11 protein-coding genes are annotated in these 12761 nt (G+C 72.9%); 3 read left to right on the top strand and 8 right to left on the bottom strand.

Going from position 1 to position 12761, the window contains the following annotated elements; genetic code table 11:
* Window positions 1-166 precede the first annotated feature (166 nt).
* The 7 genes from RDV84_RS10170 to RDV84_RS10140 are packed head-to-tail and all read right to left on the bottom strand — an operon-like array spanning window position 167 to window position 7526.
* Entirely contained in the window at window positions 167-1378 is a 1212-nt protein-coding gene (locus tag RDV84_RS10170) for a M24 family metallopeptidase (RefSeq protein WP_309153330.1), read from the bottom strand.
* Window positions 1375-2982: an aldehyde dehydrogenase family protein gene (locus tag RDV84_RS10165; protein ID WP_309153329.1), complete on the bottom strand. Its 1608-nt coding sequence runs from the start codon at window positions 2980-2982 to the stop codon at window positions 1375-1377. Before RDV84_RS10165 ends, RDV84_RS10170 begins: the two co-directional genes overlap by 4 nt.
* A 2-nt stretch (window positions 2983-2984) precedes the next feature.
* Window positions 2985-3890 carry a dihydrodipicolinate synthase family protein gene (locus RDV84_RS10160; protein WP_078997485.1) on the bottom strand — a complete coding sequence of 302 codons (906 nt, stop codon included), beginning with the start codon at window positions 3888-3890 and terminating at the stop codon, window positions 2985-2987.
* A complete protein-coding gene (locus RDV84_RS10155; protein ID WP_309153327.1) occupies window positions 3887-5230 on the bottom strand; it encodes an FAD-dependent oxidoreductase in 1344 nt (447 codons plus the stop codon). The genes RDV84_RS10160 and RDV84_RS10155 overlap by 4 nt, the downstream gene beginning before the upstream one ends.
* Window positions 5223-5471, bottom strand: coding sequence for a 2Fe-2S iron-sulfur cluster-binding protein (locus RDV84_RS10150; protein WP_057949179.1), 249 nt, complete (start codon window positions 5469-5471; stop codon window positions 5223-5225). Before RDV84_RS10150 ends, RDV84_RS10155 begins: the two co-directional genes overlap by 8 nt.
* Window positions 5468-6568 carry an NAD(P)/FAD-dependent oxidoreductase gene (locus RDV84_RS10145; RefSeq protein ID WP_309153326.1) on the bottom strand — a complete coding sequence of 367 codons (1101 nt, stop codon included), beginning with the start codon at window positions 6566-6568 and terminating at the stop codon, window positions 5468-5470. The genes RDV84_RS10150 and RDV84_RS10145 overlap by 4 nt, the downstream gene beginning before the upstream one ends.
* A 19-nt stretch (window positions 6569-6587) precedes the next feature.
* Window positions 6588-7526 carry a 4-hydroxyproline epimerase gene (locus tag RDV84_RS10140; protein WP_057949181.1) on the bottom strand — a complete coding sequence of 313 codons (939 nt, stop codon included), beginning with the start codon at window positions 7524-7526 and terminating at the stop codon, window positions 6588-6590.
* A 135-nt stretch (window positions 7527-7661) separates the two neighbouring features.
* Here RDV84_RS10140 and RDV84_RS10135 point away from each other — a divergent pair, with 135 nt between their 5' ends.
* The gene (locus tag RDV84_RS10135; protein WP_057949182.1) at window positions 7662-8417 is read left to right on the top strand and encodes an AraC family transcriptional regulator; all 756 of its coding nucleotides are present in this window, start codon (window positions 7662-7664) and stop codon (window positions 8415-8417) included.
* A gap of 37 nt (window positions 8418-8454) precedes the next feature.
* Here the strand turns inward: RDV84_RS10135 and RDV84_RS10130 are convergent, their stop codons facing one another.
* Window positions 8455-9810: a Gfo/Idh/MocA family protein gene (locus tag RDV84_RS10130; protein ID WP_309153325.1), complete on the bottom strand. Its 1356-nt coding sequence runs from the start codon at window positions 9808-9810 to the stop codon at window positions 8455-8457.
* Window positions 9811-10053: 243 nt separating this feature from the next.
* Between RDV84_RS10130 and RDV84_RS10125 the strand changes: the two genes are divergently transcribed.
* Both RDV84_RS10125 and RDV84_RS10120 read left to right on the top strand, forming a co-directional pair.
* Window positions 10054-11280 carry a hypothetical protein gene (locus RDV84_RS10125; protein ID WP_309153324.1) on the top strand — a complete coding sequence of 409 codons (1227 nt, stop codon included), beginning with the start codon at window positions 10054-10056 and terminating at the stop codon, window positions 11278-11280.
* Window positions 11281-11451: 171 nt separating this feature from the next.
* On the top strand, window positions 11452-12741 hold the full coding sequence (locus RDV84_RS10120) for an amino acid deaminase (protein WP_309153322.1): 1290 nt from the start codon (window positions 11452-11454) through the stop codon (window positions 12739-12741).
* Window positions 12742-12761: the final 20 nt, after the last annotated feature.

The following is a 12761-nucleotide window of genomic DNA, read 5'->3' as shown; positions in this document are numbered from 1 at the left end:
GAACGGTTGCCGCGCGTTGGCGGGTTGCGCCGGCGGTTGGAGGGGCGCGGTCGCGGCTCGCGCCGCTCCTACAGGGGCTTCGGTCGGTTTCGTCTCCGACTGTAGGAGCGGCGCGAGCCGCGACCACGCATCCTAAACCGCCGGCGCACCTAGCCCCGCATGCGAATTAATCCGCGAACGGCCGGTCGATCGCCACCGACGGCTCGGTGAACCAACGCGCGCCGTCTTCGGTGACGAAGAAATGATCCTCCAGCCGCACCCCGAACCGCTCCGGCACGACGATCATCGGCTCGTTCGAGCAACAGTTGCCGATCTCCAGCCCTACGCGGTTGCCGCGCACCAGGTACGGCGCCTCGTGCACGCTCAACCCGCAGCCGTGGCCGGTGCGGTGCGGCAGGCCCGGCAGACGGTAGTCCGGCCCCAGGCCGCCGCGCTGCAACACCGCGCGCGCCGCGTCGTCGACCGCTTCGCCGCTGACGCCGGGACGCACCGCTTCGAACGCGGCGCGCTGGGCCGCGTGTTCCAGGTCCCAGATGCGCCGCTGGTCGTCGTCGGCGCGGCCGCAGATGTAGGTGCGGGTGATGTCGGAGTGGTAGCCCTGCACCGCGCAGCCGGTGTCGATCAGCACCAGCTCGCCTTCGCGCAACTGCTGCTCGCCTGGGATTCCGTGCGGGAACGCGGTGGCGCGGCCGAACTGGACGATGCAGAAGGTCGAGCCGTTGTCGGCGCCGAGCGCGCGGTGCGCTTCGTCGATGAAGCGGCGCAGGGTCGCGGTGGAGACGCCCTCCTCGGCCAGGCCGGCGGCGAGACGATGCGCCTGCAGGGTCATCGCCGTGGCCTGTTGCATCAGCGCCAGCTCGGCCGGCGACTTGCGCGCGCGGCAACCGTCGACGATCGCCGCGGCGTCGCCGAGTTCCAGCTGCGGCGCGGCCGCGCGCAGGCCGGTGAAGATCGCGAACGCCGCACCGGGGTCCAGCGCCAGCCGGCGCGCGCCGCGCTCGCGCAGGGCCGCGGCGACCAGCGCGTGCGGGTCTTCGTGTTCTTCCCAGAACCGCGCCTGGGCCGGAATCTTGAGCACGTGCGCGAGCGAACCGGCTTCGAACGCCGGGCACACCAGCAGCGGATCGCCGTCGAGGGTCAGCAGCAGCGCCACCAGCCGCTCGCTCGCACCCCAGGGCACGCCGGCGAAATAGCGCAGCGAGGCGCCGGCGCTGACCAGCAGCGCGTCGAAGCCGTGCGCGCGCATCAGCGCGCGGGCGCGTTCCAGGCGCTGCTGGTATTCCTCCGCGCCGATCGCCGGCGCGCGCTGCGTCCACGGCGCCAATCGCGCGCGCGCCGTTTCCAGAGTCAGTCCGCCGATCTGCGCCGCTGCGTTCATGCCGTCGTTCCGTCCGTCTTCGTCGCGATGTCGTCCAAGGTCCAGCCGCCGTCGACCCAACGCGACAGGCCACCGGGATTGCGGTCGCGCAATTCGTCCGGCAACGCGTCCTGGCGCACGTGGTCGTAGCAATGCAGCGCGGCGAAACGGCGGATCGCGCTGGGCATGCCGACCGCGGTGAAACCCGGATGGCCGGTGCTCGGATACGGGCCGCCGTGGTTCATCGCCGCGCTGACCGCGACGCCGGTGGGCATGCGCCCGTCGATCAGCCGGCCCACGCGCGGGCGCAACGCGCCGGCGAGGCGGCGCCAGTCGTCGTCGTCCGCGGCGCTGTCGCCGCCGTAGATGGTGCCGGTGAGATTGCCTTCCAGCGCCGCGGCGACCTGCAACGCCTCGTCGATGCCGTCGACCCGCACCGCCAGACTGGCCGGACCGAACGCCTCGCTCTGCAGGCGGCGGTCGGCGACGAACGCGGCCGCGTCGACGCCGAGCAGCGCCGGCCGAACCCGATAGCCCTCGCCGTCCGCCGCCACGTCGCCGCCGAGCGGCTGCGCGCCGGCCGCGCGCCAGGCCGCCACGCCCGCGCGCAGGTGATCGAGCACGCCTTGCGAGAACATCGTGCCGGCCGGCGCGGCGTCGAAACGCGCGGCTGCGGCGGCGACGAACGCGTCGCCGGCCTCGCCGCGCGGCACCACCACCACGCCGGGGTTGGTGCAGAACTGGCCGACGCCGAGCGTGCACGAGGCGAAGAATTCCTGCGCCAGCGCTTCGCCGCGCTCGCGCAACGCGCCTTCGAGCAGGAACACCGGGTTGATGCTCGACAGTTCCAGGTAGGCCGGCACGCCGGCCGCGTCGGCCGCGGCCTTGAGCGCGAGCCCGGCGCTGCGGCTGCCGGTGAACGCCAGCGCGCCCAGGCGCGCGTCGCCGGCCAGTTCCAGGCCGAGCGCGGGATCGAGGTGATACAGCACCTGCAGCGACTGCGCCGGCAGGCCGGCGTCCAGCAACGCGCGGTGCGCCAGCTGCGCCAGCCGCTGGCTGGTGCCCGGATGCGAGGGATGAACCTTGGCGATCACCGGATTGCGCGCGGCGATGGCCGAGGCGAAATCGCTGCCGGCGACCGCGTTGAACGCGAACGGGAAATTGTTCGGCCCGAAGATCAGCACCGGCTTGCGCAGCGGTGCCAGGTGCGAGCGCAGGCCGGCGGCGGTGTCGATGATCGGCTGGGTCCAGCTGCGCTCGCGCGCGGCGCGCGCGGCCTGGCGCAGCTGGCCGCTGGCGCGCGGCAATTCGACCTCGGCCAGGCGCGGCCGCGCCGGCAGCGCGGTTTCCAGGTGCGCCAGTTCGACCAGCGCCTCGCCGTCGGCCTCGATCGCCGCAGCGTAGGCGTCGAGGAAGGCCCCGATGCGCGCGGGCGCGCACGCGGCCAGTTCCTCGGCGGCCGCGCACGCGGACGCCAACGCAGCGCGCGCGTCCTGCGCGCCGGAGATCGGGAACGCCGCGCCGACCTCGACCGCGCGGGTCGGGTCGAAGGCGCGGAACTCGCCGGCCGCGTCCAGCGAGGCCTGCCAGCGCCCGCCCACCAACACCGGTTCGCGCGCGCTCATCGTCACAGCTCCGGACGCTGCGCCTGGGCGCGTTCGATCACCGCCAGCGCGGCGTCGCGCTCGGCGCCGGTCACCGGCAGGCGCGGCGCGCGCACGTGCTCGGCGCCCATGCCGACCTGGGCCTGCACCAGCTTGATCAGCTGCACGAACTTGGGCACGGTGTCGAGCCGCAGCAGCGGCAGGAACCACGCGTACAACGCTGCCGCCGCGGGCGCGCCGCCGTCGCGGGCGAGCTCGAACAGGCGCACCGATTCCTTCGGGTAGGCGTTGACCAGGCCCGCGATCCAGCCGGTCGCGCCCATCGCCACGCCTTCGACGATGGCGTCGTCCATGCCGACCAGCAGCTCCAGCCGGTCGCCGAGCAGCGCGCGCAGCGCGGCGAAGCGGCGCACGTCGGCGGAGGATTCCTTCACCGCCTGCACGTTGGCGAATTCGCCGGCGAGCTCGGCGATCTGTTCGGGCGAGAAGTCGGTCTTATACGCGACCGGGTTGTTGTAGATCATGCACGGCAGGTCGGTGGCGGCGATCACCGCGGCCACGTGCGCCTTCATCTCGCGCCAGTCGGTCGAATACACGTACGGCGGCAGCACCATCAGGCCGGCGCAGCCGATCTTCTTGGCTTCCTGCGCCAGGCGCACGGCCTCGGCGGTGGACAGCGCGGCGATGCCCGGGATCACCGGCGCGCGGCCGTCGAGCGCGGCGACCAGGGTGCGCAGGATCGCCAGCTTGTCGTCGAAGCTCAGCGTCGCCGCCTCGCCGAGCGAGCCCAGCGGGACGATGCCGGTGCAGCCGGCGTCGATCAGCTCGCGCGCGTGGCGGGCGAGGAAGTCGTGGTCGATCGCGCCGTCGGCGTGGAAGGGAGTGGTGATGGCGGGGATGACGCCGCGCCAGATGGAAGCAGTGCTCATGGAACGGTTCCTTGTGGGACTGAGTGCGTGATCGGTTCGGACGCCGCCGGCGGCGGCGCGTGCGGCGCGGCGCCGTGCGCGGCCAGGGCCGCCAGGCGCACGGGGAAAACGGGAGGACGCGGGCCCGCGGCGGACAGCGAGGGCGCGAACGCAGGCCCGCGCAATTGCGCCAGCGCGGCGCCGCAGATGCGGCCCTGGCAGCTGCCCATGCCGCAGCGGGTGGCGAGCTTGGCCGCGCGCCAGTCGGCGTGGGCGTCGATCTCGCCCAGGCGCACGTCTTCGCAGCGGCATACCAAGGCGTCCGGCGTCGCCGCGGCCAGGACGCTCGGATCGAGCCGGAAGTGTTCCGGCAACAACGCCGCGAACGCGCGCGAACGCGCGCGCCGCGGCTGCAGCGCGCGCGCGGCTTCGACCGCGCCGGCGGCGGCGTGGCCGGCCATCGCGCCCTCGACCAGCGCGCAGTCGCGGCCGCCGATGCCGCAGGCCTCGCCGGCGGCGTACACCGAAGCGACGCTGGTGCGCAGCAGCGCGTCCACGCGCACGCAGGCATGGGCGCCGTGCGCCTGCAGCTCGCAGCCCAGTTGCTGCGCCAGTTCCAGATTCGGCACCAGCCCGTAGCCGACCGCGAGTTGGTCGACCGCGATGCGTTCGCCGTCGTTCAATTCGGCCTCGACCACGCGGCCTTCGCCGTGCGCGGCCACGACCCAGCGGCCGGTGCGATACGGCGTGCCGGCCAGACGCGCGCGCAAGGCCGCGGCCTGGGCCAATTTGCCCGGCCAGCGCCACAGCCGACGCGCGAACGCGTGCAATCGCGCGGCCGGCGCCTGTTCGTAGATCGCGACCACGCGCGCGCCGTGGCGCTGCGCGGTGGCGGCCGCGGCCAGCAGCAGCGGGCCGCTGCCGGCGACCAGCACGCGCCGGCCGGCGATCGGCCAGCCTTGCTTGACCAGCGCCTGCAGGCCGCCGGCGCCGGTGACGCCGGGCAAGGTCCAGCCCGGAAACGGCAACAGCAATTCGCGCGCGCCGGTGGCCAGCACCAACGCGCCGTAACTCAGTTCGATGGCGGTTCCGGCTTGTTCGACCAGCACCTGCCCGGGCTCGGCCGCGACCACCTGCGCCTGCCCGAGCCAGCGCACTCGTGCGCCGGCGAGCAATGCGTCGAGGCGCTCGCGCGCCGGATCGGGCGCGGGCCGGCGCGCATCGCGCCGCCACACCTGTCCGCCCGCGTTGGCCTGCATGTCGACCAGCGCGACCCGCGCGCCGTGCGACGCGGCCGCCTGCGCCGCCGCCAGCCCGGCCGGGCCGGCGCCCACCACCAGCACGTCGCAGCGCTCAGTCATCGCAGGCCACCCGCATGCCCTCGCGCGCCGGCACCAGGCACGAGCGCTGGTGCTCGACGCCGTCGATGCGCACCCGGCATTCGAAGCACACGCCCATGCCGCACAGCGGCGCGCGCGGCTGGCCGCTGCGCGAGCGGCGGAAATGCGGCGCGGCCAGCGCCACCGCGGCGGCGACGCTGGCGCCGGCGGGCACCTCGACCGCGACGCCGTCGATGTCCAGGCGAACCGGCGCGGCGCTCATCGCAGCATCCGCGTCGGCGCGTACGGCGCCGGGTCGATGGCCGGCGCGCGGCCGAGCAGTTGCTCGACCAGCAACTGCGCCGTGCCCAGCGCCGTGGTCACGCCCAGGCCTTCGTGGCCGGCGGCAACCCAGGTGTGCGGGCGCGGCGCGAACGCGCCGATGTAGGGGCGGCCGTCCGGCGTGCACGGGCGGAACCCCGTCCACACCCGCAACGCCTGCAATTCGCGCAGCATCGGCACGAAGGCGAAAGCGCGTTCGAGCATGCGCCGCAGCATCGGCGGCGAGACCGCCCGCTCTTCGACGCCGAACTCGCGCGAGGAGCCGATCAGGATCTGCCCGGTCGGCCGCGGCTGCACGTTGAAGGCGACGCTGCTGTCGGCGTCGCCGTGGGCGCTGTCGGCATAGCCGAGTTCCAGCAGCTGATGGCGGATGCGGCCGGGATAGCGCTCGGTGATGACCAGATGGCCCTTGCGCGAACGCATCGGCAGTTGCGGCAGCAGTTCGGGCAGGGCGCAACCGGTGGCGACCAGCACCGGGCCGCGCAGCTCGCTGCCGTCGTCCAGGCGCGCGCCGTGCGCGGTCAGCGCGACCGCGCGGCGGCCGAGGTAGGCCTGCGCCTGGCGTTCGCACGCCAGTTGCAGCAGGTGCTGGGCGACGCGCGGCGGATACACCACCGCTTCGCCCGCGACCAACATGCCGCCGCACAGGCCGGGCGTGAGATGCGGCTCCAGCGCGTACAACTCGTCGGCACCGACCGGCCGCGCCTCGATTCCGGCCGCGGCCAGGCGCGCGACCTTGGCCGCGACGCCGTCGAGTTCGCGCGGCTCGCGCGCGACCCACAAGGTGCCGCAACGGCTGAATTCGGCCAGCGGCAGGTCGGCAAAGCGCTCCCACAACCGCAGCGACAGGCGCGACAACGCCAGCTCGGCCGGATCGTCGTCCATCGCCACCAGATGCCCCATCGCCGCCGCGGTCGCGCCGCCGCCGACCGGGCCGGGTTCGACCACCGCCACGCGCAGGCCCTCGCCGGCCGCGCGCTCGGCGCAGGCCGCGCCGACGATGCCGGCGCCCAGGACGATGAGGTCGTAGCTGGCCATGGCGCGCTAGGCGGCGCGCTCAGCGCGCGCCGATGCCCCAGGCGAAGGGATCGGTTTCGTCGATCAGCAGCTGCGCGCGCGCGGTGATGTGGGCGCTGCCGGTGATGGTCGGATGCACGCCGCGCTCGCCGCTGCGGTACGAGCCTTCGAACACGCTGCCGAGCACGCTCTCCTGGCGCCACAGCGCGCCCGGCGCGAGCTTGCCGTCGGCGGCCAGGCAGGCGAGCTTGGCGCTGGTTCCGGTGCCGCACGGTGAGCGGTCGTAGGCCAGGCCCGGGCACAGCACGAAGTTGCGGCCGTCGATGCCGGGCGTGGTCGAAGCGGTTTCCAGTTCGATGTGGTCGATCTGCGCGCCGTCCGCGCCGCGCACGCCGGCCGCCTCCAGCGCGGTGCGGATCGCCTCGGCGAACGCGCTCAGCTCGCGCACGTGGGTCAGCGCGATCACCCGCGCGACCTTGACGATGAAGAACCAGTTGCCGCCCCAGGCCACGTCGCCGCACACCGCGCCGTAGCCGGGCACGTCGAGCCTCACCTGCGCGGCGTGGCGCCAGCTTTCGACGTTGTCGACCGACACCCGTCCGTCGTCGTGCAGGCGCGCGCCGACCGTGCCGACCGGGGTGTCGATGCGGTGCTCGCCCGGCTCGATGCGGCCGAGGAACTGCAGCGTGCGCACCAGGCCGATGGTGCCGTGGCCGCACATGCCCAGGGTGCCGACGTTGTTGAAGAAGATCGTGCCGGCGCAGGCGCCGGGCGACTGCGGCGGCAGCAGCAGCGCGCCGACCACGGTGTCGGAACCGCGCGGCTCGCAGGCGATCGCGCTGCGCCAGCCGTCGTATCGCTCGCCGAAGCGGCGGCGCTGTTCGGCCAGGCTGCCGCCGCCGAGGTCGGGGAAGCCGGCGACCACCACGCGGGTGGGTTCGCCGCCGGTGTGCGAGTCGATGATGTCGAGGCTGTGCATCCGCTCATGCTCGCGTCGCGGGCGCCTGGAGGTCTAGACGGGCTTGCCGGTCGCCGATGCGGAATTCGGCACAATGGCCGACGCGGCTGCGGGCATAATCGGCGGGGTCTCCACTGCCTGCCCGCCGCTGCCGCCATGGCCACTGCCCTGCCCGCGCTCCAGCCCGATCCGGTGCGGATCGACGCCGAACTGATGCAGACCTTGTGCGACGCGCTCGCCGACGTGGTGTTCTTCGTCAAGGACGAGGCCGGCCGTTACACCCACGCCAACCTGACCTTGGTGCGACGGCTGGGACTGAAGCGGCGCGAGGAGGTGATCGGCCGCGACGTCGCCGAAGTGTTTCCGGCGCGGTTGGCCGCGCGCTACGCCCAGCAGGACCGGCGCGTGCTCGACGGCGGCACGATCGAGAACCAGTTGGAAGTGCATCTGTATCCGAACCGCCGCCCGGGTTGGTGCCTCACCGGCAAGCGCCCGCTGGCGCTGCCCGACGGCGGCCGCGGCCTGGTCGGGCTGTCGCGCGATCTCGGCGCGCCGGACGGGCGCGATCCCACCTATGAGCGGCTGCGGCGGGTGTTGGAACATATGCAGGCGCACTACGCCGGGCCGCTGCGCATCGCCGCGCTGGCGCGGCTCGCCGATCTGTCGGTGGCGCAGCTGGAGCGGCATTTCCAGCGCGTGTTCCAGCTCACGCCGCAGCAGAGCCTGACCCGGCTGCGGATCGAAGCGGCGATGCGCGAGCTGTGCGGCGACGCGAGCATCGCCGAGGTCGGGCTGGCCTGCGGCTTCACCGACCAGAGCGCGTTCGCGCGCCAGTTCAAGGCGATGGTTGGAATGGCGCCGCGCGATTACCGCGCATTGCATCGCGGCGGCCAGTGGGGGCCGGCGCGCTGACGCGCCGCCGTCGCGCGGACGGCGGCGCGCGCGGGCTTCAGTAAAGCTCGTCGAAGCCGAAGATCGGCTTGCGGTCCTTCCACTTGCCGTCGGTGAAGTCCGGGAACTCCAGCGTGCGGTGCTCGGCGATGGACTGCTCCGACAGCGGCGTGATCGCGCTCCAAGCGACCGCATCGAAGATGTCGATCGGCATCGGCGCGCCGGCCTTGAGCGCCTCGACGAAGGCGTTGATCACGAACCAGTCCATGCCGCCGTGGCCGGCGCCGGCGGCGGTCGCGCCGTGGCGCTTCCACAACGGATGGTCGTACTTGTCCAGCCACACCTCGGCCTTGTCCCACTCGTGCGGCTTGCTCTTGCCTTCGATGTGGATCGAATCGTTGACGTCCATCCACAGCCCGTCGGTGCCCTGCACGCGGAAGCCCAGCGAGTACGGGCGCGGCAGCGAGGTGTCGTGCTGCAGCACGATGGTCTCGCCGTTGGCGCAGGCGATCTGGGTGGTCACCAGGTCGCCGAGCTTGAACTTGACCTTCGCGTTCGGATGGTCCGCGCCGGCCTTCTTGACGATGTAGTCGTGCAGCCCGCGCGGCTTGCTCGACATCGCGCTCAGATAGGTGAAGCGGTTGCCGCGATGGATGTTCGCCGCCATCGCGCAGGGGCCGATGCCGTGGCTCGGGTACAGGTCGCCGTCGCGCTCGACCGAATGCTCGGTGCGCCAGCGCGCCTCCGACCATCCCTTCGGCCCGAACTCCACGCCGCTGCCGTAAGGCTGGTCTGGATTGCCGTTGTTGAACTTCACCGCGCGCAGGTCGTGCTGGTAGCCGCCCTGCAGGTGCACCAGTTCGCCGAACAGGCCCTGGCGCACCATGTTGAGCACGGCCAGCACGTCGCGGCGATAGCACACGTTCTCCAGCAGCATGTACGGCGTGCCGGTCTTGAGCTGGGTGCGCAGCACCTGCCAGTGATCGTCCAGGGTGATGCCGGCGACCACCTCGCAACCGACCGCGATGCCGGCCTGCATCGCCGCGATCGCCATCGGCGCGTGGTACTCCCAGGGCGTGGCGACGATCACGCCGTCGAGCCCGCCCTTGGCGAGCATCTTGCGGTACGCCTCGACGTCGCCGCCGTCGCCGTACGTCGCCGGCTTGGGCTTGCCGGCCTTGTCGATCATCGCCAGCGCGCGGCCGAGCATGATCGGCTCGATGTCGCACAGCGCGACGACCTCGACATCGTCGCGGCGCACCAGCTCCTTGAGCAGGACCTGGCCGCGCATGCCGGTGCCGATCATGCCCAGGCGCAGCGTGGAGCGCTTGCGCGCGAGCGCCGGGGCGAACGCGTTGGCGGCGAGCAGGGTGCCGGCGGTCGCGGAGCTGGCGATGAAGTCGCGTCGGTTCATGCGGGTGCCTCGATGGATGCGGTGCGGTGGAAAGAAGGATCGTGCGTTGCGCGCGGGCGCGGGCAAAATCGAAATATTTCGCCCGGAAAATCTTTCTAATTTCTTTCGATAAAATATATTACGAGTATCCGGGATGCATTTTGCGCCGCACAATGTGGCATAAGTATCGAATTCATTAGGATGCGCTCGAAAGCCCTCGGCAATATCGAAAGTTATCGCTTGAAAACCACAAGGAATCGAAAGATGTTGCTCGGCCGTCCGCCCGCGCTGCGTTCGCTCTACGTCTACCCCTGGGACGTGGCGTCGCAGGGCGCGCGCGAGTTCGCCGCGCAGGCGCTCGGGCTGGGCCTGACCGCGGCGACCGTGGCGCTCGGCGGCCGCGCAAGCAAGTTCGTCGCCGCGCAGCATCGCGGCAGCCGCGTGGTGTTCGCCGAAGAAGGCACGGTGTGCTTCGAACCCGATCCGCGCGGCTACGGCGAGATCGCGCCGGTCGCCCACAGCGACCCGGCGCTGCGCCACGCGGTCGAGGATCTCGCCGCCGACGGACGCCTGCAGCTGCGCGCGAAGCTGCCGCTGCTGCACAACGCCCGCCTCGCCGCTCAGCATCCGCTGCACGTGGTGCGCAACGCCTGGGGCGACGCTTACGCCCACCACCTGTGTCCGTCGTCGCCGGCGGCATTGGAATACGCGCTGGCGCTGAGCGCCGACTGCGCGCGCCTGCCGCTGCGCGGGCTGGTGCTGGAAGCGCCGAACTGGCTGTCCTATGCGCACGGCCACGCGCGCGAGTTCGCCCAGGCGCGCGGCAACCTGTGGCTGGAGGCGCTGCTGAGCCTGTGCTTCTGCAGCCACTGCCGGCAGCGCGCCGGCGCGGCCGATGTCGACGCCGACGCGCTGGCGGCGCGGGTGCGCGCGCGCGTCGACGCCTACCTGGCCGCGCCGGTCGACGCCGCGGCGGACCAGGCGGCGGCGTGGCTGCTGGCCGACCTGCTGGAGATGCCGCAGTTGGCGACGTATCTGAGGTTGCGGCACGAACGCGTCGCCGAGGCCGTCGCTGCGATCCGCGCGCGCCTGCCGCGCGACCGCGACGTCTGGGCGATCGCGACCACCCGGCGGCCGAGCGCGAACGCCTGGCTCGAAGGCAGTCCGCTCGCCGCGCTGGCGCGCGCTTGCGACGGCGTGGAAGTGCGGCTCGACCATGCCGACGCCGCGCGCGTGGCCGCCGACGCCTTCGACGCGGTCCAGCGCGTCGACGATCCGGCGCGGGTGCGCGCGATCCTGCGCCCCGGCCCACCGGAGCTCGGCGACGGCGCCGCGCTCGCCGCGGCGCTGGCCGCGCTGCAGACGGCCGGCATCGGCGATGTCGCGTTCTATCACTACGGCCGGCTGCGGCCGCACCAGTTGCACGCGCTCGGCGCGGCGCTGCGCGCCGGGTCGGCCGGCGCCGCGCATCCATCGGCGGGCGTCGCATGAGCGCGTCGCGGCCCGCGGCGATGTTCGCGGCGCGCGCATCGGCCGCGTCCAGGCGCGGGCGCAGGCGCACAGACCCGCGGCCGCGCGTCGCCGATGATGCGTTTCGGCGCGGCCGTCGCGCCTGCGCAGCGCCGGCCAACCCACCCGACCGCCGGCGCTCCGGAGACGACCATGAACGAAGCATTGCGCGCGTTGCAGAGCCAGACCCTGTTGCCGGGCGTCAAAGGCCTGCCGCTGCAAGCGCCGCTGGCGCAGGACCGGATCGCCGCGCAAGGCTATTGCGTGCTCGACGGCCGCCTGTCGTATCCGGTCGCGGTGCTGCGGCAATCGACGCTGGACCACAACCTGCGCTGGATGCGCGAATTCGCCGAACGCGCCGGCGCGCTGCTGGCGCCGCACGGCAAGACCACGATGAGCCCGCAGCTGTTCCAGGCCCAGCTCGACGCCGGCGCCTGGGCGATCACCCTGGCTACGGTTCCGCAACTGCGCGTGGCGCATCGTTTCGGGGTTCGGCGGGTGCTGCTGGCGAACCAACCGGTGGCCTACGCCGACATCGAGAGCCTGGCGGCGCTGCTGCGCGAAGACGAAGGCTTCGAGGCCTGGGTGTTGGTCGATTCCAGCGCCGGCGCGACGCGCTTGAACGAGGTCGTGCGCCGGCACGCGCCGCAGCGGCGGCTGCCGGTGTTGGTCGAACTGGGCCTGTCCGGCGGCCGCACCGGCGCGCGCGGCGTCGACGCCGCGCTGGCGCTGGCCGGCGAAGTCGCCGCCGCCTCGCACCTGCGCCTGGCCGGCATCGAAGGCTACGAAGGCCTGTGGACCGGCGCCGACCGCGCCGCCGACCTGCAATGCGTGCAGGACCTGCTCGCGCAGATGCTCGACGCCACCCGCCGCTGCGACCGCGCCGGCCTGTTCGACGGCGAGGAGATCCTGATCAGCGCCGGCGGCTCGGCCTATTTCGATCTGGTCTCCGACGCCTTCGCCGGCCTCGACGGCCTGTCGCGGCCGCTGCGCCGGGTGCTGCGCTCGGGCTGCTATCTCACCTCCGACCACGGCCTTTATCACGGTCTGCAACAGGAAATGCGCACCCGCCACGGCGCCGAGTTCCGCCACGGCCTGCAACCGGCGCTGGAACTGTGGGCGATGGTGCAGTCGCGGCCCGAGCCCGGGCTGGCCTTGCTGACCCTGGGCAAGCGCGACGCGTCCTACGACGTCGAACTGCCGCGCCCGCTGCAATGGCACCGTCCCGGCGAACCCGCGCCGTGGCCGCTGCGCGAGGCGCGCATCGCGCGCATGAACGACCAACACGCGTATCTGGAACTGCCGCCCGAGCATCCGCTGCAGGTCGGCGACCTGGTCGCCGTCGGCATCTCGCACCCGTGCACCACCTTCGACAAATGGCCGTTGATGCTGCTCAGCGACGACAGCTACCGCGTCGTCGGCGCGATCAACACCTTCTTCTGACCGCCCCGCCAATGAGGAGC

Source organism: Lysobacter yananisis (genome assembly GCF_031199375.1).
Lineage (GTDB): Bacteria > Pseudomonadota > Gammaproteobacteria > Xanthomonadales > Xanthomonadaceae > Lysobacter > Lysobacter yananisis.
Note: the sequence above shows the minus strand (reverse complement) of the source record. Positions and strands in the feature narration are given on the sequence as shown.